Origin of the sequence: Pseudomonas oryzihabitans (assembly GCF_024652905.1) — a bacterium.
In the GTDB taxonomy this organism is placed as follows: Bacteria; Pseudomonadota; Gammaproteobacteria; order Pseudomonadales; family Pseudomonadaceae; genus Chryseomonas; species Chryseomonas benzopyrenica.
In genome coordinates this window covers 942744-963884 of the sequence record NZ_CP102428.1, presented here as the reverse complement: position 1 = coordinate 963884, position 21141 = coordinate 942744, and the positions used below count along the sequence as shown (strand labels likewise).

The window sequence follows — 21141 nt, the reverse complement described above, 5'->3', positions numbered from 1 at the left end:
GTTCTTAAAGGTCATTTAAGCGCGGCTGCAGGAAGTTGGGCGATCCCCTCCCCCATGCGCGGCAGCGTGAAGAAAAACAGACTTTCCCCGCGCCGACCGCGGGTACAGCGCAGCGAGCCACCGTGGGCACTGATGATTGACCAGCAGATGGCCAGGCCCATTCCCATCCCGGTGGGCTTGTCGGTGTAGAACGCCTGAAAAACGCGATCTTCGCAGCCGGGCGCAACGCCAGGCCCGCTATCCTGCACGATCACCAGGATGTCTTCACGCACCGGACGGGCTGAAATGTACAGCCGTCGCCGCAAAGGCGGCAGATCCTGCATCGCCTCGACCGCATTAATGATCAGGTTGCGCACCACCTGCTGGATCTGAGTAGCATCGCCCAGAGCATAGGCATGAGGGGCAATGTCGATGACCAGCCCCACGTTCTGGTCCTGAATATCGGCCCGGGTGACGGACAGCACCCGATTGATGACGCCATCTACCGCGATCGGCTGGCGCTGCGGAGGCGCCTGGCGCGCCAGGGAGCGCATGGCATTGACGATGTCCGCCGCTCGCTGACCCTCGGACAGAATATCGCGAATCCCCTCCAGGGCATCTTCCACTGCGGGGACCGCCCGATCCAGCCAACGCACGCTCGCACCGGCATTGGACAGGATGGAAGCCAGCGGCTGATTGATCTCGTGGGCGATGGATGCTGCCAGCTCGCCCAGCACGCTCGCCTGGGAGGTCCGCTCCAGTTCACCGCGGGCGGCACGTAGCGCGATGTCGGTCTGGCTGCGTTCGGTGATATCCAGCAGTACGCCGATGAAGCCATTGCCCGTGTCGTCCGGCTCCCCGGCCAGTTCCAGGAAATGGTGATTGCCGTCGAGTGCCACCGTCCGGAACTTGAGACGAAAGGCATCATGGCTGTGGACCCCCTGGCGCAACTGCTCGCCGAACGTTTCTCGATCGTCCGGATGGACCAGCAGCGCCGCGTCGTGCAGGTAGCCGGCATCACCCGGGGCAGGCAAGCCAAGCTGATCGAGCAGCTGGCGCGACCACAGCGAGGCGGATGCCTGGGGCTTCCAGGAGAAGGTTGCATAGCGACTCACCGCCTGGCCCAGCGCCAGCAGGGCCTGCATCCGCCGCAAGGTGCTTTCGCTGGCTCGCCGCCGCTCGTTCTCGGCGCTGAGGTCACTGTAGAGCTGGGCGTTGCTCAGCGAAATGGCAGCCTGGGCAGCGATCAGCTCCAGGACGTCCACGCGCGCCGGCTCGAAGATACCTGGAATGAGGGCGTTCTCCAGATAGAGCACGCCGATGACCCCGTTCTGCTTGAGCAGGGGAATGCAGCCCACCGAGCCGCGTTCGAGCTCCAACAGGTGCGGGTCCTGGGTGAAACGGCGCAGGGCTTCGGTGCCATTGATGGCGAGCGGCTCGCGATGTTCGAGCACATGCCGGACCAGGCAACGAGGTATTGGCAGGTCACGGGGCAGCTCGCCTCGAAGCCTTACCTCCACGCCACTGGCCTGGGCGACGCCGATGGCCTCGACCTCCAGGTCATCCTCGGCGCCTAGCAACAGCGCGGTGAAGGTCGCGCCGGCATGGGTGGTCGCGTTGGCCAACAGCGTCTTGATCAGGGCTTCCGGCTCGATCTCCCGCGAGAGCGCCTGGCAGGCCCTGGTGATGGCGAGAACGTCGAGTTCATGCTTGCCCGGAAGCGCGAGGCTGGGCGCCAAGGCGGGCGCTTCCCGCAAGTCGGGATGGGTCAACTCAAGGCGTTCGGCCAGGCGCTTGGCGCCCCACCGGCACCAGGCGTCACGTCCCAGTCGCAGGTGTACCCGAGCCCCGTAATGCATGCTGACCAGGGCCAGGCAGCGACTTTCCAGCTCGTGGCCCAGCCCCTGGATGTGGATCGCCCCGCAGGCGGTGGCCTTGTCGATCGCGTCCTCGTAGTGCAGCAGGGCCTGCAGATGATTACCTTCGATGCGCTGGATCTCGGCTTCGGCCAGCGCCAGGCGGTCGCCGAAATAGCGCGGGTTCAGCTCCGCTGCGGATCTCAGGCACTGGAGCGGGCGACTGAAATCCTCGGTGGTGCCGGTTTGGGTCTGTAGAGCGGCGCGGGTGAGCACCGTGAACAACGCCAGATCTACCAGATGGACGTGCACAGGGGCTGCCCAAGCCAGCGCCCAGGCCCGATCCAGATGCCCCGCCGCTCGACTAAGGTTGCCGTCCAGAAACAGATACAACCCCTCGAACAGCTCCCAGAGGAAGTGCAGCTCACCCATCTGCGAGCGGGCGACGCGCTGCGCAAGCTCCGCATGATCGGGAATGGGGATGGACTTGCCGATGTCACCGGCCAGCCGGCGAATGTAGAGCGCCTGGATGAAAAGGATGCTCTGGGCATCGGTGAATTCGAGGTGCCGCGCGTACTGCAGACCGGTATCGATCTGCCGGAGCATGCGTTCGATCGGCGCACCCAGCACGATCAGGTCGGAAATGATGTGGTTGTTCGCATAGCAGGCGAAGCTAGGACTGCCTTTTGACACCAGAAACCGGTAGGCGGACTCGGCACACTCCACCGAATAGGGCAATGGTCTGGTCCAGACGCTCACCCGCTCGAGTGCGATCAGGGCCGCGCCGCGCGCCTTGGTGAAGCGCGGCTCGGCACTGAGTTCGGAGGCGACTTCGGCGTAGCGGAAGGCATCGCCGTGCCGTCCCAGATGATGGGCTGTCGCCACGCCAAACCAGGCAAGCCCCTCGACGCCGGCGACACTGAGTCCATGCGCGAGCGTCAGCCGGAGGATCTGGCTGGCGGCCACCCACATCAGGTTGGGTTCGACGAAGGCACCTGGGACGATGGCTGCGCGCAGCAGGTCGACGCTCGCCCTGATGCGCTCGTCCGTCAAGGGCGCCAGCTGACCGAAGGCAGCTGCCGGGTCGGTACCGAGCGATTCGGCGACGCTCCGGCCCAAGGCTTCGGCAGCATGATCCGACAGTAGCAGGTCGATGTCAGGCGCCAGGTGGGCGAGGCCCTGCGCCAGGGTTTGGAGCGCCCCCCGGTAGTCCCCCTGCAGCGAAAATATCTCGCAGCGCAGCCGGTACAATTCGGCGCGATGGTCGGCGCGGCGAGTTGCCTGCAGCTGCGTGTCGATGTAGTCCTTGGCCACCTCGTAGGACGCATTTAGGATGAGGCATTGTCCGTAGAGGACCCTGACCTGGGAGGCCGGCTCCTCATCGCCGACGGCGAGCGCGGGATTCAGTCGCTCGGCATAGTGCAGATAATCCAGGGCGACCGCTGGTGCCACCAGGCCACGCGCTTGTTGCGCGCCGTCCACCAGCAGGGCTACCAGGGCCGCCGTCTGTTCCGCGGGAAAGGCATCGGCAGGCACCTCGAGCACATGGGACGCCGCACGGTGGACCAGGCTGGGCTGGTCGCCGGAGGCCACCGCGGCGGTAAGGCGCAGGGCGAAGTCCTGATGCATCGCCTGCCGGGCACCGGGTGCCAGCCGTGCTGCCAGTGCTTCCCAGATGGAATCGTGGACGAACGACAATCCGGCGCGGTGCTCGACGATCAGGCCCGCCACGAACGCCGGCTTGAGCCAGCGAATGACAGATGCCGGATCCAGCTCCGCAATCAGCGCCAACTCCGCCACGGCGGTTTCATTGCCCAGCAGCGCGAGCTTTTCCATCAGCTCGCGCGTACGCATCGGCAGCTTTTCGACGCGCAGGTCCACCAGCGAGGACATGCCACCGGAAGGGATGTCGGCGCCCATGGCATTTTCGCGAAACGCGGCCACGGCCTGGCGGAAGTACAGCGGATTCACGCTGCCGTCCTGCCCGATCTTCGCCTTCAGGAACGCCCGTTCGGCGTCGGTGAGGAAGGTCTCCTGCACCAGGAGCTCGGTCAGCGCCTGGTCGTCCAGCGGTGCCAGCGGCACCTCCTTGACCCGGCACCTCAGTGAACGGCAATGCGCCAGGAAGGCCGCCGCGGCCGCCTCGGGACGCAAGGCACTGGCTCGATAGGCGACCACCAGCAACAGGTGCCGAAATTGCCCGGGCTCGAGTTCGCGCAGGAATGTCAGGGACTCGGCATCGGCCCGGTGCACATCATCCAGAAACAGCACCAGGGGATGATCGGGCGTGGCTACGGCCTGCAGCAGCTGCTGCAGGGTGCCATGCAGGTGACGGCGTGCCTCGCTCATGTTGGGCGTCACGCTGAGGCGCGCAGGTCCTACGAGTTGCTCCAGTTCCGGCACCAGCCGCGTGACGGCGCTGCCGAATTCACCGATCGCCACCCTGAGTCGCGACGCCCAGTATTCGCCGCTCTGGCGTGAATCGTCGCACAGCGACTTGCATAGCGAGGAGAGCGCATTGGCGAGCAAACCATAGGGGCTGGCATGTCCCAGCGCCCTGCCCTTGCCCATCGCATACAGCTGTCGTCCGGGCGCATTCGCGAAGAATTCGGTCACCAGCGCCGTCTTACCCAGCCCGGCTTCGCCACTCACGAGCATGAGCCCCCCCTGCTCCGCCAGCAGGTCATCCAGGGCATCCTGCAGTAGCCCAAGGTCCTGCGTCCTGCCGATCAAGACGCGTGGGGACGCCTCCGCCACCTGTATCGATACGTCAGAGGCGTCCCGACTCGGGCGACTGGCCTCCTGCCAATCGGCATGGCAGCGCCGGAGTTCGGCCTCGAGCTCCAGTGCCGAGGCGTAGCGTAAACCCGGCTGCTTGGATAGCAGGCGAGCGATGAGCGGATCCAGACAGCTGGGCAGGTCACTTCGCCGCGACGTCACCGAGGGTGGTTCGACCGCCAGGTGAGTGTGCAGCCAGCTGGGCGCATCGACCGCTTCGAAGGGTCGGTCACCTGTGGCAAGTTCGAACAGCGTGATACCCAGGGCGTAGAGATCGCTGCGGACCGTGGCCGCCGCCTGTCCGCAGTTGGCGAGTTCGGGTGCCAGATACGCCAGGTTCGACGAGCCGATGTCGCTTCCCGCGCCTGGCACGCGTTCGGTCTCGGCGGCATAGGCGAAACCGGTGATACGCACCGAATCCCCGGCACCGCAGAGGAGATTCCCGGGTTGGAGGTCCCGATGCAGGATACCCGCCTGGTGTACGTCGTTCAGCGCGGCAGTCGCGGCGATGGCCAGCCGGAAGAAGCGATCGATGGGTAGATCGACGGCCCTCAGGGCGGACAGCGGTACGCCGTCCGCATCGTCCAGGACCAGCACCGGTCCATTGGCGGTATTGAGCAAGGCGCGTGGCAGTACCGCCCAGGCCGCGGCCAGGCGCGGCGTCAGCGCATATTCGCGATCCAGTCGTGGATCGTTGACCTGGGCGGAGGCCGAAGTGATCAACAACCAGGGTCGTTGGGTACGCTCGTCATAGGTACGCCAGCGGTGCAGACCGTCCACCTCGTCGATCGCGATCCAGGTCGCCTTGCTCGGCCATTCATCGCTGAAATCCAGGCGATCACACCAGGGCCGATCGAGTCCTCCTGCCATCAGGACTCCCAGGGCGCCGTGGCCCGAGCCAGCGTGGCGAGCAGCGCTTCCGCGGTAAAGGGCTTGGCGAGGAACTGGACGCTGGTATCCAGGCGCACCGCTTCGACATCCACCCCCTCGGCCTCGGCCGACATGTAGACGATGGGAATGCGGTAGCCCGCGATGCACAGCTGCCCATAGGTCTCCCGGCCTGACAGACCTGGCATGTTCAGATCCATGAGCAGGCAGGAGGCCCGCGCCTTCCATTCGGAATTCAGCAGGCTTTCTCCCGACGGGAAGGACACCGCCTGATAGCCTTCCGACTTGAGCAGATTCACCACCGCCTTGCGGACGGATAGTTCATCATCAACGACACAGACGGCGTCCATGGGCAGCCTTGAGCGGAGGATACGAAGTGCCGAACGGTGCGCCGAATCCAGTGCCTGTTCAGGCGGATTGGATGTCGAGCGTCGCGCTATCAGGCAGCCTTCCCGCCATTCTACCCAGCAGGACCAGCTCCACTAGGGTGCGTGTGCTCAGTTTTGTCATGATGTGCTTTTTATGCAGCTTGACGGTAACCTCCTGGAGTCCCAGCGCCAGCGCGATGTCCTTGTTGCGTCGGCCCTGGACCAGCAGACCGAAAACCTCCTGTTCGCGCGGCGACAGGGTGGCGAAGCGCGCGCGGATCGCATCTTCGCGTCGCGCCTGCACATGCAGTCGATGCGCCGTTTCCAGGGCTTCCTGCAGGCTGTCGAACAGCGCCGACTCGTCGAAGGGCTTGGTGATGAAGCCGACCGCTCCCGCCTTCATGGCCCGTACCGACAGGTCGATGGTGCCGAAGCCCGTCATGAAGACGATCGGCACCTTGATACCACGCTGGGCAAGCTCCGCCTGCAGATCCAGACCGCTGCTCTGACTCAGGCGCACGTCCAGTAGCAGACAGCCGGGATCCTCGAAGGAGCAGGTCGACAGGTAGGCCTCGGCGGAGGCGTAGGCGAGCGCGCTGAACCCCGCCGATCTAAGCTGGCGAACCAGGCCGTTACGTACCGTCGATTCATCGTCGACGATATGCACGGTAGCCAGGGCTCTCCAGTCGGGCGATCGGTCATCCGCCTTGGCGACCGCTGGCGGATGGACCTTGGCGGAGGCGATCTGTGCGACGGGCAGATTCAGTCGATAACCACGGCCGGCCACGGTTTCGAGCAGATCGCGATCCAGCGCCAGCTGCTTGCGTAGCGAAGACATCTGGACATGGAGATTGTTTTCCTCGACCACCGTATCCGGCCATACCGCTTCGATGAGTTCGTCCTTGGTAAGCAACCGCTGAGGCGCTGCCAGCAAACACTCGAGCAGGTCAAAGGCGCGGCTGCCAAGCCGAACCGGCTGGTCGTGGCGAAACGCCTCACGGCGCTCGATCGATACCCACACATCTCCTAGACGAATCATAAGCTCCTAGCCGGCTCGGTAGTGGCTGACGATCAAAGTATGACGTCAGTTATCTATCGATAGTATTACTATTGAAATTGGCATTAACGCGTCGGTCCCGTGGTTCAAGGCTACGGCGCTATCCGCCAACGCGCGGACCGGCAAGCCTGAATGTTCCGTCCATCGGTACGCGTCATTGGAGCGCGCCATCGAATCGGCTGCCGCGTACGACACCGTCGCAACAATCGTCCAGCTGGGGCACAGGTGCAGGCGCAGCAAATGGACGGACACGCTGGCGAGCAGATTAAACGGGGGAGATATCGCCTGAGCGTTAATTAACGTTAATCCAGCACATTTACGTTAATTAACGTCTTGGTCCTTTGGAGAAGAAGCCCGGCTGATAGGACCATGACGAGCGCTAATCGGGACGTTCGAAGCTGCAGAAGCGCGCGGCAACCCGCGTAGATGCCGAATGCTGGATGGCCCCACGCGTAGGGCCTGATCCTTTGTTGGAAGATCTACCTCCTTGGTTGTCACCTTGGTTCCGCAGCACCCTTTTTCGTATGATGCCCGTCAACAGCAGACGGAAACCTCCGGTGTGGACGCTTCAGCAAAACCGGCTTCTCCAAGCCAACCTGATCAGGCTGCAGCGCGCTGGGATGTAGGGGCGGCGGTCAACCAGCTGTCCTGGGACGACCTGCGCATCATCAAGGCGCTCAGCGAGTCCGGCAACCGTGCGGCTACCGCCAAGAAACTGGGCATCAACGTCTCAACCGTTTCCCGGCGAGTGGCGCAGGTGGAGAAAACCCTGGGCGTGGCGTTGTTCGACCACCGTCGCTCCGGCTATCAGCTGACGGTCGAAGGCGAGGAACTGCGTGCCTTGGGCGAGCGGGTCGAACTGGATATCGTCAGCGTCGCACGACGTGTCTCCCGCGCTGCACAGGGTCCACTGGGCAAACTGCGGATCACCACCAGCGACTCGCTGCTCCTGTACTTCCTGACCCCGATCATCGCCGACTTCAAGGCGGCGAACGATGGCATGACCATCGAGGTGCTGGTGGGGAATCAGACCTTGAGTCTGGCACGGGACGAGTCCGACATCGCGATCCGGGCCACCAGAAAGCCCACCGACAGCCTGGTCGGTCGCAGGCTGGCCACCATTGCCTGGGCCGCCTATGGCAGTCGCAACAGGGTGCGGCAGGAGGATCCCTATGCGGCCGGCCAGGCCTGGGTGTCCTACGCCTCCGCCCTGGCCAACCTCAAGGCGGCTGCCTACCTGGAATGCCGAGTTGCCCCTGAGGACGTCTCCTACCGTACTGATTCGGTCGCCGCCGCCAGTGCGGCCATCGTGGCAGGGCTGGGTTTCGGCTTTCTGCCCTGCATGCTGGGCGACAGCACGCCCGGTCTGGTGCGCGTGGGGCCGGTGGTGCCAGAGCTCAATGACGAACTCTGGCTGCTGACTCATCAGGACATCCGCAAGTCCTGGCGGGTAAAGGCCTTCATGGCGTTCTGTGCGGCGGCGGTAGCCGAGCAGAAGGCGCTGGTGGAAGGTCAGCGCCCGTTTGCCACTGCGCTCGAAGACAGCGAAGCCTCTACCTAGCGCGCGCGACTGCCAATCACCGCCCGGCAGGCGATCTCGATCAGCTGCGGGCGCTGGGCCAGCCTCGAAACACCAATGATGTTGCTGGCGCAGCGCGGCGCCTCACAACCGTAGGCCGCCTTGCGCACCTTACCGACGACGGCAAAGGCGGCGTCCATATCCAGCACATAGAGAGTCTCCTCGACCACGTCTTCCAGGCTTGCGCCATAGAGCGCGAGCAGCTTGGCGATGTTGTCGTAGGCGGTGCGCATCTGCTCGCCCATGGTGGAAAAATCGCTGGGGCGACCCTCGCTGTCCAGCGGTGCGGGCGCTACCAGATTGCCGTCTGCGTCGTGATTGAACTGCCCCGAGACGAAGATTTCGTCACCCACCCTACGGGCCTGCGGATAGCCGTAGGCCTGCTCCCACGGTACGCCCCAGTACGCCGTGTTCTTGTCCTTCAACTGTGCTGCTGCCATTGCCTGTTCCTCGCGGAAAGTGGATTCGCGATGCGGAATCCGGGTGATTGGAAGGCCAAACCCTAGCAGCGCGCTGACGATTTTCATGGCGCAAATTTGCGCTTTCAAAGGTGCAAAAGTGCACAAGCACAGCCTCGATTGATCCCTTACCTTGGATACCAGTTCCGGTCACAACCGCTGCGAACGAGGCCGTCGCCCCCTTGAAGGCGAGCCGCCGAGATCGCCGCACGACGCACAGCCCAAACCACACTCAATCGATAGGTGAAGCCATGAACAACTCCAAAACCGAAGTCCTAACTCCCCTGAACAGCCAGCTGATCGTCATCGACCAGCAGCCGCAAATGGCCTTCGGTGTCCAGAGCATCGATCGCCAGACGCTGAAGAACAACACCGTCGGCCTGGCCAAGGCCGCCAAGATCTTCAACGTGCCCACCATCTTCACGACGGTCGAAACCGAAAGCTTCTCCGGCCACACCTATCCCGAATTGCTCGCCGTGTTCCCTGAGGCGCCGCTGCTCGAGCGCACCTCGATGAACTCCTGGGACGACCAGAAGGTGCGCGATGCGCTCAAGCGTAATGGCCGCAACAAGATCATCGTCTCCGGCCTCTGGACGGAGGTGTGCAACACCACCTTCGCCCTCTCCGCCATGCATGACGCGGGCTACGAGATCTACATGGTCGCCGACGCCTCGGGCGGCACCACCCAGGCCGCTCACGACTACGCCATGCAGCGCATGATCCAGGCCGGCGTGATCCCGGTGACCTGGCAGCAGGTCCTGCTGGAATGGCAGCGCGACTGGAAGAACCGCGATACCTATGACGCCGTCATGGGCCTGGTGAAGGAGCATTCCGGCGCCTACGGCATGGGTGTCGACTATGCCTACACCATGGTGCACAAGGCCCCCGAGCGTGTCGCTCACGGCCCCACCCTGGCGCCGGTCGCCGCGGCCGTCTGAGCCACTGCCAGCCCCACCGTCTCGGGCGGTGCTGGCACTTCCATTGCCCACGCAGGAGTCCTACTCATGAATCCCTCTTCCACTACCGCGACCCTGGTCGTGCGCCAACAGGTCCACCCACAGCACGAACAGCGCTACGAAACCTGGCTGCACCAGACCATCGAGGCCGCCAGTCAATTCCCGGGCCACCTCGGGGTGGACGTAGGCCGCGAACGCCATGGAGATGTCCTTGATTTCACCTCGGTGTTGCGCTTCGACGAGATGCAGCACCTGCAGCTATGGCTCGAATCCTCTGCCCGTCAGTGGCTCGTCAGTCAGGCACGCCCGTGGCTGCAGGATGGCGACAACACCGAAATCCAGCTCGGCAAGGACTTCTGGTTCGCGCCCTGGGAGGCCGACCAGGCACCTGCACGCTGGAAACAGGTGGTCGTCAGCTTCCTGGTCATTCTGCCCCTGAGTCTGCTGGTACCCGCCCTCTGGCGGCCCGTATTCGGCGTCGTCCCCTGGCTCGCCGGCTACCTGATGAGCAACCTGCTGATCACTCTGAGCATCGTGGTGCTGGTGGTGTACCTCTTCATGCCGCTGGCCACCCGCGCGCTGAATCCCTGGCTCAGCGCTGACACCCCATAGCGCGCCAGTCCTTCCGCCGCCCTCCTCCCCTTCGTCCGCGATAGCCCTTCCGTTCGTTCATAAGGAATACCCATGAGCGCCGCCGCAACCTTGCTCGACCGCCATCTGCACACGGCAGACCTGCCGTCAGCCCCCTCCACCGCAGTGGCGACCGGTAGGCGAGTGCTCGGGCATCGTTACCTGGGAAAGCGCTGGCAGGGTTCGGTCCTGCGAGGCTGGCTGCTGGGTCTGTTGCTGGCAACGGCCACTGGCCAGTCCGCCACCGCGGCCGAAACACCCGCTCCCGCAAGCTGGGATGTCTTGCTGCGCAACTACTTCCTGCACAGCGACCTGCGCGACGAGGTCGGTCCCGGCCAGCAGAGCTACCAACAGGAATGGGCGCAGGGCGTCATCGGCGAGCTGCGCTCCGGCTACACCGACGGGGTGCTTGGCGTGGGTTTCGATGTACACGGTTTCCTTGGACTGAAGCTCGATGGCGGCCGCGGACACACGGGTACTGGACTGCTGCCGGTCGATGGCAAGGGGCGTAGTGGGAATTACGCGTCCGCTGGTGGAGCCTTGAAAGTCCGAATGGGGACCTATCAACTTCGCTATGGCGAAATGATGGTCGAGACGCCCGTTTTCGATACGGCTGACAAGCGCCTGCAACCGGAATACGCCACCGGATGGATGCTCGAGGGTACGCCGCGACCGGACATGCAGCTGCAACTTGGACACTTCACAGGCTTCAAGAACCAGGCTGGTCGCTCTTCTCATGACGATCTGGAAGGAGCAGGAGTCTCTACCCGCGGCAGTGCCATCAGCCTCGTCGGCGCACGCTTCGCCGTCACCCGGACGTTCAGCGCTGCCCTTTACGCCGCACAACTGGATGACCGTTGGCGGCAAGACTATCTCAACCTCAGGGTGAGCGATGCCAGCTGGACGCTGGAGGCCAACGCCTACCGTACGCGGGACCAGGGATCTGCCACCGCTGGCGCGATCGATACGCTCGCTTACAGCCTGCTAGGCAGCCATCGCATCGGTGCTCAGACGTTCACCCTGGCTTACCAACGGGTCGAAGGACGGACCCCTTTCGACTTCGTGGGCGGCGACTCTATCTACCTGGCGAACTCGGTCAAATACGCCGATTTCAACGGCGCCGGCGAGCGGTCCTGGCAGGCGCGGTACGATCTGGATCTCGCGGTATTCGGTCATCCCGGCTTGAGTGTGATGGCGCGGTACGTCAGCGGCCGTGGCATCGACAGTACCCATACCAGTCCTGACAGCGCCTATGCCCGTTCACTGGAGGCGGGCGGACGCCACTGGGAACGAGATCTCGACCTGCGTTACCGGGTCCAGCAGGGCGCGGCCAAGGATCTGCGGGTGACGCTTTCCCACGTGAGTCACCGAGGCAACGACGCCCAGGACGGGCGAGACCTTGATCGGCTGTATCTCATCGTCGAGTACCCGCTGCGTGGCTTCATTTGAGGGCACGCGCCATGAGTCGCGGCTTAGCGATGAAACCGTCCCACCGTTCGGCGTGCAGGTTCGTGCTGACGGCTCGGCTCATGCCATGGACCGCAGGACGTCACTCGACCGAAGCGCAAACGCAGGCGTTGCCGGTCAGTCGATGGAACCTGTCGCCCGCCCGTGAACCTCGTACGATCCGTTACGCTCCCTCGGTTTGATACGTCGCTCGATCGGCACGCTCGAACACCACCCTGGCTGTTGCCGCCCCTGGCCCCGAGCGGCTTATGCCAATCGACGCGGCGACCCGCACATCCGCGCCGTGGTTGTCGAAAGGCGCCTTCGGGCTATGGAGCAGACGTTGGATAATGGCCGCTGCGTCGGTGCTATCGCTGCACGTCGAAGCGACAGCGAACTCATCTTCACCCATGCGCCTTATCACATCACCGCCCACCCCGGGATGGCGAGTTACGCAAGTTACGAGCGGTTGCATTCACGCCTGTCAGGCAGGCAGAATTAATTTAGTTGTACGATGACGGACAAACAAAATCATCGGCGACGCCTCGCTTCGTTCCAATAACTACAACAAAGGAATCTCGACATGAAAAAGCTGACGCTCTTGGTAGGCTTCCTCTGCCTGTTCACCGGTTATGTCGCCGCCGCTCCCCATGATGAAAGTGACGTAGCTGCCGCCGTGGACAAGCTGACCCAAGCCATGTGGCACAAGGACATAGCGCAACTCAAGGCACTGACCGCTGACAACCTGACGTATGGGCATTCAAGCGGCAACATTCAGGACAAGCAGGCGTTCATCGCCGACATCGAGACGGGGAAGAGTGCGTTCAACGACCTGAAGATGCTCAACCAGAAGATCACCCTGTCGGGGGATGTCGCGCTGGTTCGCAATCACTTCTCGGCCCAGGCTGTAAACAGCGGAAAAGTCGTGCCAACTGAAATCGAGAATTTTCAGATCTGGCAGAAGCAGAATGGTCAGTGGCTATTGATCGGTCGTCAGGCATTTCGCTTCTGATAACCCTTCGACAGAGGCGGCGTCGATCGCCATGGAAGGTCGTAGAAGATCGACGCTCTCTCGGTCCCCCCTACCGCTGCCACATTATGAACTGCCGCCTCGCTGGCCTTGGGTCTTCTGCAAGCCGCCGGCATCGGTGTTGATCCCTTAGACAGTCCTGTCACGCTGCACCGGGCCATCGACGTCCCTAAGCTGGGCTGGCGAATCTCCGCCAGCAGGTCAGTCGATCTTGGCCCGCTTGCGTGTCCGCATCGGCAGTTGGCCTTCGAAATCAATCTGACTGTTCCTGAGCTGACCGCGGCTCAGAGTTCACCAGTACCTGACCGCTTGCCACTTGCGTCGTAGCGCATCCTCGGAGAGCAAGACAGCCATATTGAAGAAAGCTGGCTTCCTTCATCGGCCAGCGCGGCGCCTGACATCAGATCGGCTGGAGAACAGCACCGCGCTGTCACTGCGGCCCGACGTCACGATTGGACGCTTTCACCAGGCGTGTGAGTCGTCAGTCCTATCCTTCGGCACGTCAAGCCAGGGGCCACCAGGCTGTGAAGATCGTGGCGCGCCAGCCACTCGTCGAAATCCAGCGACATCGCCCAAATGATTATTGCGATATTCGAACGGGCGAATCATAGTGGCCTGGTGCCATTTACCTGATCGATGTTCGAGACCTGATCATGCACCCCGATCCCCAAGGCCAAGCCCGCGAAGCGCTACTTGGCCTTCATCGCCAACTCCAGGAAAACGCCAGCCAGCTCAGCCAGGTCGACTGCGATGACCCGGACGTCCGAGCCGTGCTGCAGGCAGTACATGATCTCAATCAGAGAGTTGCCGACCTGGTGGCGGAAACCGCCTTGCTGGCGCCCTTGGAACTGGACTCGGTCACCAACGGCAGCTCATGCGACGGTACCCGCCAATCCTGACTCATCGCCCCTGTCGACTCGACCGCTCACCGGGTCCCGGACGAGGAGCCGGCGAAACGCCGTGACAGACATCCCGAGCTGCATTGCCAGACCGAGATGCACGGGCGCGAGTGGAATGACAGGCGCTGTGTGAAGCCGCCTATCCGCCAGTGTCTTTACCCGGCCGCCGTTGGTAGGCACGCGCCCATTCGAGCAGGCTGTTTTCTTCGTCGGTACGATCATCGACACCGCACTCTTCCAGTACGGTCACCACTCGACTCATGAAGTCTCGATCGATGCGAGCCTGCTCCATGAGCCTGGTCAGATTCAGCTGCCCCAGCCGCTGGAGCGGGGTCTGAGATTCGTTGTCTTCCATGCCCATCACGTCTGTCCCTGTAAGCACGGCTGCCGAACACCGACTGGCCTATCGCCATCATCTTCCGGACAGGGTCTGGGCTGGCAATGGTTATTGCACGAAGTGTCGAGAATGATGACTGAGCGGCAGTTGCTAGCTCGACCAGGGCGGTCGGCTTCGCCCTGATCGTTCTCCACCAAGAGGCGACTCTGGCGAGCTGTCCCATTCACTCAGGCGCTGTCGCTCAGAAGCCCAGCACCAGAGGCAGCACCAGCGCGGTGACGATGCCCAACAGAATCATGCCCAGCGCCGAGAAGGCTGCCGTTTCCTGGCCCTCGCGCAAGGCATGAGCCGTGCCGATGGCATGGCCGTTCATGCCCAGGGTCAAGCCGCGAGCCGCGGGATCTTCCACCTTGAAGACCTTGAGCAGCGGCAGCGCCAGCGTGGTGCTGATGACGCCGGTCAGCATCACGATCACGGCGGTCAAGGGCGCGATGCCACCGAAATGATCCGCCAGCGGCAAGGCGATCGGCATGGTGACCGACTTCGGCACCAGGCTCATCAGCAGGGTCTCCGACAAGCCAAACAGCCAGCCCAACGACAGGGTCAGGGAAACGCCCACGACGCCCCCTACCGTGAGGGTTATCAGCAGCGGCTTGCAGAGCGCCACTACCCGCGGGAAGTTCTTGTAGAGCGGAACGGCCAGGCCTACGGTGGTGGGCCCGAGCAGCATCGAGAGCATCCCGCTGGCGCCGCGATACGTCTCGTAGGGAATCCCCCCGACCCAGAGCACGGTGGCGACGATCGCCGTGGTGATCAGCACGGGTTGCAGCATGATCAGGCGCAGGCGCTGTTGCAGCACGAGCGCCAACTGATAGGCCGCGAGCGTCAGGGACAAGGCCAGCAGGGGCGCCAGGGCTTGATCAGACATGGTCTTTGTTTCTACCGATCAGGTACTGCAGCAGCCAGCCGCACAAGGGAACGGTGACCAGCAGAGACAGGGCGATGACCAGCACCAGGCGTAACCAGACCGAGGCCTCGATACCGCTGAAATCAACGATTCCCACCGCGGGCACCACGAGCATCAAAGGCAGGTACCTGAGCAGATTGCCCGCCATGGTCTCCACGCCTTCCGGCACCCTGCGCAAGAGCATCAACAGGGTGAACAGAACGATGATCCCCAGGACACTGGCCGGAATGCCCCCTATGACGTTCGTCATACCAGAGCCCAGCAGATAGCACCCTACAAGCGTCAAAAAACCCGAGATATTCATAACCACCCTGAGTGATAGCTTTCTTGTTGAATAGCCTTCAATAACGGCGTGCGCGGCAACGTCCAACATGGAAAACTCGCATCGAGCTGCGGACCTGCGCCCCGCCGGAAAGCATGGAAATCGCCCTGATATGGCCTTTCTGCGGCTCACCTGCTACGGCTGGCGTGAGCGGGCCCATGCTAGCCTTTTCACTATAGGCACAGCTGAAAATGCCTGTGCAAATCCATGCTGAGATCGGCGAAAGGTACCCGGTGCGTTCGGCTCAATGCCGTGAGTAGCGCCTCGATCCAGGTCGCCGTACCCTGCCAATCGGATATCCGTACAACCATGTTCGAACACCTAGCCGAGTACCCGGGCGACCCGATACTGTCGCTGATCAAGACCTATCAGGACGACACCCGACCCGAAAAGGTAAATCTGGGTGTCGGGGTCTATCTGGATGCGCAGGGCAGGTTACCGGTGCTGCAGGCGGTGGCGGCGGCCGAACAGCAGCTGAGGAAAGCAGCGCCGGCACCTTCGATGTATCTTCCCATGGCGGGTCACGACGCTTATCGCCTGAACGCTCAGCGCCTGCAGTTCGGTGACCAGAGCCAGGCGCTGGCGGAGGGGCGGATCGCGACCATCCAGACCCTGGGCGGATCGGGCGCCCTGCGGACCGGTGCCGACTTCCTGCGTCAATGGTTTCCGGATTCAGGGGTCTGGGTGAGCGACCCGACCTGGGACAATCACCTCGCCCTCTTCGCCGGGGCCGGCTTCACCGTCGGCACCTACCCCTATTGCCGGCCGGCCTCAGCCGAGCTCGCCTTCGAGGCCATGCTCGGCACCCTCAGCACCCTCCCCCGGCACAGCATCGTCCTGCTCCATCCCTGCTGTCACAATCCCACCGGCCTGGATCTGACCAACGCCCAGTGGCTGGCGGTCATCCAGGTACTGGCCGAACGCGAACTCATCGCCTTCGTCGACTGTGCCTACCAGGGTTTCGGCGAAGGACTGGAAGCGGACGTCTTCGCCATCAGGGAAATGGAGCGCGCAGGTCTGAGCTTCCTGGTGAGCTATTCCTTCTCGAAAAACTTTTCGCTGTACGGCGAGCGGCTGGGCACCCTGTCGGTCGTCTGCTCTTCTGCGCCACTGGCGACCAAGGCCCTGGGCCAGTTGCAAGCCACGGTGAGACGGCATTACTCGAGTCCGCCGCGGCATGGCGCTCTGCTGGTGGACCTGGTCCTGGGCAGCGAACTGGCCGATCTCTGGCGGACCGAGGTAGACGCCATGCGCACCCGCATCGCCGCCATGCGCGAGTTGCTGGCACAGGCGTTGGTCGAGGCGGGCCTGCCACTCGGCGAGCGCATCCGTCGCCACCGGGGCCTGTTTTCCTATACGCATCTCACCCGGGCGCAGGTGCTGCGGCTCCGTCAGGATCATGGGATCTATCTGGTCGACAATGGCCGCCTGTGCTTGGCGGGCCTGACCGAGGAAAAGCTCGCCTACGTGTCTGCGGCGATCGCGGACGTTATCCGCTGAACCGCTGGCGCCACCCGTCTAACCCTGATTCAAGTCGCTGGCGCTGCAACCCGGCACCGCGCGCATGCCCTCGAAGATCAGGCGCGTGGTGTTGCGCACGTTGGCGGCATGTCCCTCCCGATCCATCTCGTCACTGGCCGTCAGGCGCAGCAGTTGCAGGTGCGAGTAATCGTTGAGTAGAAAGGCCGCCAGCTCTACGTCCAGATCGGCGCGCAGCTTGCCGGCGGCCTGCAGCTCGCGCAGCACACTGGCGATCTCGCCTTGCAGGCCGCGGTTCATCTGCCGGTAGGCCTGGGGCAGACCGCTGTCGCCCCCCACCAGCACCAGCGGCAGCAGTTCGCGCCAGAGCGCGGCGGGCAGCACCTCCAGTGCGTAGCTGACGAGGAGGTGCTCCAGATGGCAGAGCGCCTCGACGGGATCCGCGAAGTCGCGGATGTGCCGGCGCACGTCGATCAGGGCGCGGCGATCGGACTCCTTGATCATCTCCAGGATGATCTCGTGCTTGCTGCCGAAATACTTGAACACCGTGGGCGCGGAGACCCCGGCCTCGCGGGCGATCTGCTCGACCGTGGTCTCGCGAAAGCCCTGGCGCTGGAACAGCATGACCGCCGCGGCCGAGATGGCCGTGCGGCGTAATTCCTTCTGACGTTCGCGTAGGCCGCTCACCGTCGCTCCTGCTTGCTGGTTGTGGCCGAAAGGATAGCGGGCTTGCCTTGACCACGAAAAATATTTTATTGACTAAAGAAATTAACAGGGTTAATTATTTTCCCGTACCTGCTCTACGCAGGGCAATTGCCAGGATGAGTCTGATGAACCAGATCCTCGACCGCTCCCTGGTTTCCCGGAATCGGGAAGTCAGCGAGATGTACGACCAACAAGAACAAGAGCCCGTACTGATGCAGGGTTTTCCTGCCGAGCCGGACCAGCGCGTGACCTGGGCCAACTGGATGTCGCCGCCGTTCAACCGCTGGGGCTTCCGCAACCTGGCACGCCTGCGCCCCACCATCGAGGTAGCCGCCGGATCGCGACCGGACGCGGTGCTGGCCCAGGCACCCGTGGCCCTCGAAGCGCTGAGATTCCAGAGCAGCTGCGGCCGCCGCGTCAGCGCCCTCGACCATCTGCGCGCCAGCAAGACCGACGGCTTTCTGGTGCTGCACCAGGGCCGCGTGGTGTACGAGCGCTACTTCAACGGCCAGGTCGCCACGGACCGCCACATCATGTTCTCGGTCACCAAGTCGCTGATCGGGGTGCTCGGTGAGCAACTCATCCATGACGGCGTGCTCGATGCCCAGGCACTGACCCAGCACTATGTGCCGGAACTGGCCGGCAGCGCCTTCGGCGACGCCACCGTCCGCCAGTTGCTCGACATGGCCGTCGGCGTTCACTACACCGAGCTGTACGACGATCCCGCCTCGGAGAGTTCCCAGTACGGCTACGCCTGTGGCTTCAAGCCGGCCCTGCCCGAGTACGCCCAGTACGAATCCCTGTACCAATACCTGCCGTCGCTGCGCAAAAGATGCGAGCACGGGGGCCTCTTCCATTACGTGACCGCCACCACCGAGGTGCTGGCCTGGGTGATGGAGCGTGCCAGCGGCCTGGGCTGCGCCGAGCAGCTGCAGCGGATCTGGCAGCAACTCGGCTGCGAACGCGACGGCTACTTCATGGCCGACCCCTGGGGTCGCAGCGTCGCCGGTGCCGGCTTCAACGCCACCCTGCGCGACATGGGCCGCTTCGGCCTGATGCTGGCCAACGGCGGGCGGGTCGATGCCCAGCAGGTCATCGACCCGGCGGTGATCGAGGCCATCGCCGCCGGCGGGGACCCGGGGATCTATAGCGTGCACAAGGACTTCTCCGAATGGACCCCGGGCGCCTCCTACCGCAGCCAGTGGTACGTCTTCAACGACCACAGTCCGGCCATCATGGCCAGTGGCATCCACGGCCAGTACCTGTTCGTCGATTTCGCCTCCGAGGTGGTGGTCGTCAAGCAGTCGTCGCTGCCCGAGGCGGTCACCGAACTGGACATCGATACCGTACGCCTGCTGCGCGCCATCGCTGCCCAGCTGCACGGCTGATCCATCCCTAACAAGATCAACGAGCGCCGGCTTGCCCGCGCGCTCACCTGCTACGACAGGTATCCGGTGGCGATCTTGGCCACCCTTCACTGCCCTGTAATACAAGAAAAATAGTCAGGAGCTTCATATGTGCACAACCAAGCGCCTTCCCGGCGTGCTGCTGGCGCTCGGCCTGCCGCTGGCCAGCCAGCCGGCCCTGGCGGGCTATCCCTTCGAATACGAGAACCTCAAAGGCGACGTCAACCTGACGGTGGGCGCTGGCTCCCTCTCCACCCGGGGCGTCAATTTCGGCGCCGGTCGCGTGGATGCACGCAGTGGCAAGAACGACGGCCGCCGCAGCGCCTGGCAGGAGTTCTACGTCAAACCCGGCGTCGCTCTCGACTACTCCCTCAGCGACAGGGTCCACCTGCTCGCCGGTGGCTCGGTGGTCGGCGCCACCACCCTTGGCGACGGTGATGCCGGTGGCTTCACCCGCGGCTCAGACGGCCGCTTCGCCCCCGAAGAGCTCTATGCCGGAGTGCAGGCGGGCGACTGGAAATTCACCGCCGGCCGCCAGAACTTCATGGTCGGTACCGGCTTCATCGTCATGGACGGCAACCTCGACCTGTTCGGCGATGGCGCCTACTGGCTCGGTCCGCGCACCGCCTTCCGCGACTCGGCGATCCTGGCGTGGGGGCATGGCCCGGTCCAGGCACAGGCCTTCACCCTGCGCACCGACGATCACTATGGCGATTTCCGCCTGAGCGGCGCCAACCTGGATTACGACCTCGACGGCCAGGTGACCCTCGGTGCCATGGCCCTGACCGTCGATACCCTGGCCAGCAGAGACAGCAACGCGGCGCGCCGCGACGGCATGCGGGTCTACAACCTGCGGGCCCTGCGTGGCCACCTGCCAGGCCTGCCGAACCTGACCCTGAATGGCGAATACGCGGTGCAGCGCGGCGGTGACGGCGCCCTCACCTATGACGCCAAGGCCTGGTATGCCCAGGCCGACTACCAGTTCCAGGACCTGCCCTTCACCCCCACCCTCGGGTACCGCTACGCCGTCTTCTCCGGTGACGACAACCCTACCGACAACCGCCAGCAAGCCTGGGATCCGCTGAGCAAGGGCTTCATCGACTGGAGCACCTGGCTGGTGGGCGACGTGGTGGGGAACTACCTGCTGTTCAACAGCAACGAGCGCGTCCAGCAGTTCTCGCTCAAGAACCGCCTCAGCGACACCCTCACCCTGGGCGTCATCCACTACCAGTTCTGGCTCGACCAGGCCAACTTCCGCGGCGCCGCGGTCAATGACCGGCGTTTCGCCGACGAGACCGCGGTGTACCTCGACTGGACGCCCAACCGGCAGTTCTACAGCTCGCTCTCGTACAACTGGGTGCAGGCCAAGTCCGCCGCCCGGCAGGCGTTCGGCGACAACGAGCGCTTCAGCGCCCTCGAGCTCTACTTCACCTATCGCTACTGACCAGCCACCACAGCCCCCGTGGGGCACAGGAGAGCGTGATGACCACCAAGACACCAACCGAGATCGCCGTACCCACGCTGGAGTGGGTACTGAGCCTCCACGTCCTCATCGACCCGGCCGATGACCTGGGCGCCTGCACGGATGGCCAGCGCAGCAACTATCGAATCACCGGCGGGCATTTCGAAGGCTTGAACGTGCGTGGCGACGTGTTGGCCGGTGGCGCGGATTTCTATCTGCAGCGCAGCGACGGCGTGGGTGAGCTGGACGCTCGCTATAGCCTGCGCAGCGATCAGGGCGAGTGGATCAACATTCACAACCTTGGTCTGATCACCCTTAGCGAGCGAGGCCGCACGCAGGTTGCCCAGGGCCTCTGGCCCATCGCCGAAGAGGACTACCACTGCAGTTGCACGCCGCGCTTCCAAGTGGCCAGCGGCAGGCTCGACTGGCTGACCCGCAGCGTGATGATCGGCAAGGTGAGCTATCCCGCCGTCGATAGGGTCGCCATCCACTGCTATCGCCTCAGCTGACCGGCAACCCCTATAGCAGCCAGGCTTTTC

19 protein-coding genes are annotated in these 21141 nt (G+C 63.7%); 10 read left to right on the top strand and 9 right to left on the bottom strand.

Features of this window, described 5'->3' with window-relative positions:
• Positions 1 to 11: 11 nt before the first annotated feature.
• The 3 genes from NRG74_RS04490 to NRG74_RS04480 are packed head-to-tail and all read right to left on the bottom strand — an operon-like array spanning position 12 to position 6908.
• A complete protein-coding gene (locus tag NRG74_RS04490) occupies positions 12 to 5483 on the bottom strand; it encodes a trifunctional serine/threonine-protein kinase/ATP-binding protein/sensor histidine kinase (protein WP_257705818.1) in 5472 nt (1823 codons plus the stop codon).
• Positions 5483 to 5851 (bottom strand): response regulator transcription factor, encoded by a 369-nt coding sequence (locus tag NRG74_RS04485; protein WP_017641385.1) that lies wholly within the window; start codon positions 5849 to 5851, stop codon positions 5483 to 5485. Before NRG74_RS04485 ends, NRG74_RS04490 begins: the two co-directional genes overlap by 1 nt.
• Before the next feature lie 58 nt (positions 5852 to 5909).
• Positions 5910 to 6908 (bottom strand): response regulator, encoded by a 999-nt coding sequence (locus NRG74_RS04480; RefSeq protein WP_257705817.1) that lies wholly within the window; start codon positions 6906 to 6908, stop codon positions 5910 to 5912.
• 577 nt (positions 6909 to 7485) lie between these two features.
• On the opposite strand from NRG74_RS04480, the gene NRG74_RS04475 reads away from it, so the two are divergent.
• Positions 7486 to 8487 (top strand): LysR family transcriptional regulator, encoded by a 1002-nt coding sequence (locus NRG74_RS04475; protein ID WP_257705816.1) that lies wholly within the window; start codon positions 7486 to 7488, stop codon positions 8485 to 8487.
• On the opposite strand, the gene NRG74_RS04470 is transcribed toward NRG74_RS04475, so the two are convergent.
• Positions 8484 to 8945 (bottom strand): Rid family hydrolase, encoded by a 462-nt coding sequence (locus NRG74_RS04470; protein ID WP_257706554.1) that lies wholly within the window; start codon positions 8943 to 8945, stop codon positions 8484 to 8486. The genes NRG74_RS04475 and NRG74_RS04470 overlap by 4 nt on opposite strands.
• Before the next feature lie 269 nt (positions 8946 to 9214).
• Here NRG74_RS04470 and NRG74_RS04465 point away from each other — a divergent pair, with 269 nt between their 5' ends.
• The 3 genes from NRG74_RS04465 (at position 9215) to NRG74_RS04455 (ending at position 11998) form a co-directional block, all read left to right on the top strand.
• Complete coding sequence (locus NRG74_RS04465) at positions 9215 to 9901, top strand: hydrolase (protein WP_257705815.1); 687 nt, start codon at positions 9215 to 9217, stop codon at positions 9899 to 9901.
• Between the two features lie 66 nt (positions 9902 to 9967).
• The gene (locus NRG74_RS04460; RefSeq protein ID WP_257705814.1) at positions 9968 to 10531 is read left to right on the top strand and encodes an antibiotic biosynthesis monooxygenase; all 564 of its coding nucleotides are present in this window, start codon (positions 9968 to 9970) and stop codon (positions 10529 to 10531) included.
• 72 nt (positions 10532 to 10603) lie between these two features.
• Entirely contained in the window at positions 10604 to 11998 is a 1395-nt protein-coding gene (locus tag NRG74_RS04455; RefSeq protein WP_257705813.1) for an OprD family porin, read from the top strand.
• A 181-nt stretch (positions 11999 to 12179) separates the two neighbouring features.
• On the opposite strand, the gene NRG74_RS24460 is transcribed toward NRG74_RS04455, so the two are convergent.
• Complete coding sequence (locus NRG74_RS24460) at positions 12180 to 12407, bottom strand: diguanylate cyclase domain-containing protein (RefSeq protein ID WP_367576069.1); 228 nt, start codon at positions 12405 to 12407, stop codon at positions 12180 to 12182.
• A 171-nt stretch (positions 12408 to 12578) separates the two neighbouring features.
• On the opposite strand from NRG74_RS24460, the gene NRG74_RS04450 reads away from it, so the two are divergent.
• Both NRG74_RS04450 and NRG74_RS04445 read left to right on the top strand, forming a co-directional pair.
• Positions 12579 to 13007, top strand: coding sequence for a nuclear transport factor 2 family protein (locus tag NRG74_RS04450; RefSeq protein WP_257705812.1), 429 nt, complete (start codon positions 12579 to 12581; stop codon positions 13005 to 13007).
• Between the two features lie 671 nt (positions 13008 to 13678).
• Positions 13679 to 13924, top strand: coding sequence for a hypothetical protein (locus NRG74_RS04445; protein WP_064309036.1), 246 nt, complete (start codon positions 13679 to 13681; stop codon positions 13922 to 13924).
• Positions 13925 to 14063: 139 nt separating this feature from the next.
• Here the strand turns inward: NRG74_RS04445 and NRG74_RS04440 are convergent, their stop codons facing one another.
• The 3 genes from NRG74_RS04440 to NRG74_RS04430 form a co-directional block, all read right to left on the bottom strand.
• Positions 14064 to 14279, bottom strand: coding sequence for a hypothetical protein (locus NRG74_RS04440; protein WP_231893098.1), 216 nt, complete (start codon positions 14277 to 14279; stop codon positions 14064 to 14066).
• Positions 14280 to 14502: 223 nt separating this feature from the next.
• On the bottom strand, positions 14503 to 15189 hold the full coding sequence (locus NRG74_RS04435; RefSeq protein WP_257705811.1) for an LrgB family protein: 687 nt from the start codon (positions 15187 to 15189) through the stop codon (positions 14503 to 14505).
• Positions 15182 to 15601, bottom strand: a complete 420-nt coding sequence (locus NRG74_RS04430) for a CidA/LrgA family protein (protein WP_257705810.1) — start codon at positions 15599 to 15601, stop codon at positions 15182 to 15184. The genes NRG74_RS04435 and NRG74_RS04430 overlap by 8 nt, the downstream gene beginning before the upstream one ends.
• A gap of 258 nt (positions 15602 to 15859) precedes the next feature.
• Here NRG74_RS04430 and NRG74_RS04425 point away from each other — a divergent pair, with 258 nt between their 5' ends.
• A complete protein-coding gene (locus tag NRG74_RS04425) occupies positions 15860 to 17050 on the top strand; it encodes an aromatic amino acid transaminase (RefSeq protein ID WP_257705809.1) in 1191 nt (396 codons plus the stop codon).
• 18 nt (positions 17051 to 17068) lie between these two features.
• On the opposite strand, the gene NRG74_RS04420 is transcribed toward NRG74_RS04425, so the two are convergent.
• Positions 17069 to 17716: a TetR/AcrR family transcriptional regulator gene (locus tag NRG74_RS04420; RefSeq protein ID WP_257705808.1), complete on the bottom strand. Its 648-nt coding sequence runs from the start codon at positions 17714 to 17716 to the stop codon at positions 17069 to 17071.
• 143 nt (positions 17717 to 17859) lie between these two features.
• Here NRG74_RS04420 and NRG74_RS04415 point away from each other — a divergent pair, with 143 nt between their 5' ends.
• From NRG74_RS04415 to NRG74_RS04405, 3 genes are all read left to right on the top strand, one after another.
• The gene (locus tag NRG74_RS04415) at positions 17860 to 19122 is read left to right on the top strand and encodes a serine hydrolase domain-containing protein (protein WP_437181168.1); all 1263 of its coding nucleotides are present in this window, start codon (positions 17860 to 17862) and stop codon (positions 19120 to 19122) included.
• Positions 19123 to 19249: 127 nt separating this feature from the next.
• Entirely contained in the window at positions 19250 to 20584 is a 1335-nt protein-coding gene (locus NRG74_RS04410; RefSeq protein ID WP_257705807.1) for an alginate export family protein, read from the top strand.
• Between the two features lie 38 nt (positions 20585 to 20622).
• Positions 20623 to 21111, top strand: a complete 489-nt coding sequence (locus tag NRG74_RS04405; protein ID WP_257705806.1) for a DUF3237 domain-containing protein — start codon at positions 20623 to 20625, stop codon at positions 21109 to 21111.
• Positions 21112 to 21141 lie beyond the last annotated feature (30 nt).

Coding starts and splice junctions, on each gene's coding strand:
- NRG74_RS04440 (WP_231893098.1), bottom strand. CDS start 14,279: ATGGAAGACAACGAATCTCAGACCCCGCTCCAGCGGCTGGGGCAGCTG.
- NRG74_RS04435 (WP_257705811.1), bottom strand. CDS start 15,189: ATGTCTGATCAAGCCCTGGCGCCCCTGCTGGCCTTGTCCCTGACGCTC.
- NRG74_RS04405 (WP_257705806.1), top strand. CDS start 20,623: ATGACCACCAAGACACCAACCGAGATCGCCGTACCCACGCTGGAGTGG.
- NRG74_RS04490 (WP_257705818.1), bottom strand. CDS start 5,483: ATGGCAGGAGGACTCGATCGGCCCTGGTGTGATCGCCTGGATTTCAGC.
- NRG74_RS04480 (WP_257705817.1), bottom strand. CDS start 6,908: ATGATTCGTCTAGGAGATGTGTGGGTATCGATCGAGCGCCGTGAGGCG.
- NRG74_RS04470 (WP_257706554.1), bottom strand. CDS start 8,945: ATGGCAGCAGCACAGTTGAAGGACAAGAACACGGCGTACTGGGGCGTA.
- NRG74_RS04445 (WP_064309036.1), top strand. CDS start 13,679: ATGCACCCCGATCCCCAAGGCCAAGCCCGCGAAGCGCTACTTGGCCTT.
- NRG74_RS04415 (WP_437181168.1), top strand. CDS start 17,860: ATGAACCAGATCCTCGACCGCTCCCTGGTTTCCCGGAATCGGGAAGTC.
- NRG74_RS04450 (WP_257705812.1), top strand. CDS start 12,579: ATGAAAAAGCTGACGCTCTTGGTAGGCTTCCTCTGCCTGTTCACCGGT.
- NRG74_RS04410 (WP_257705807.1), top strand. CDS start 19,250: ATGTGCACAACCAAGCGCCTTCCCGGCGTGCTGCTGGCGCTCGGCCTG.
- NRG74_RS04465 (WP_257705815.1), top strand. CDS start 9,215: ATGAACAACTCCAAAACCGAAGTCCTAACTCCCCTGAACAGCCAGCTG.
- NRG74_RS04485 (WP_017641385.1), bottom strand. CDS start 5,851: ATGGACGCCGTCTGTGTCGTTGATGATGAACTATCCGTCCGCAAGGCG.
- NRG74_RS04430 (WP_257705810.1), bottom strand. CDS start 15,601: ATGTTGGACGTTGCCGCGCACGCCGTTATTGAAGGCTATTCAACAAGA.
- NRG74_RS04455 (WP_257705813.1), top strand. CDS start 10,604: ATGAGCGCCGCCGCAACCTTGCTCGACCGCCATCTGCACACGGCAGAC.
- NRG74_RS24460 (WP_367576069.1), bottom strand. CDS start 12,407: ATGGGTGAAGATGAGTTCGCTGTCGCTTCGACGTGCAGCGATAGCACC.
- NRG74_RS04425 (WP_257705809.1), top strand. CDS start 15,860: ATGTTCGAACACCTAGCCGAGTACCCGGGCGACCCGATACTGTCGCTG.
- NRG74_RS04460 (WP_257705814.1), top strand. CDS start 9,968: ATGAATCCCTCTTCCACTACCGCGACCCTGGTCGTGCGCCAACAGGTC.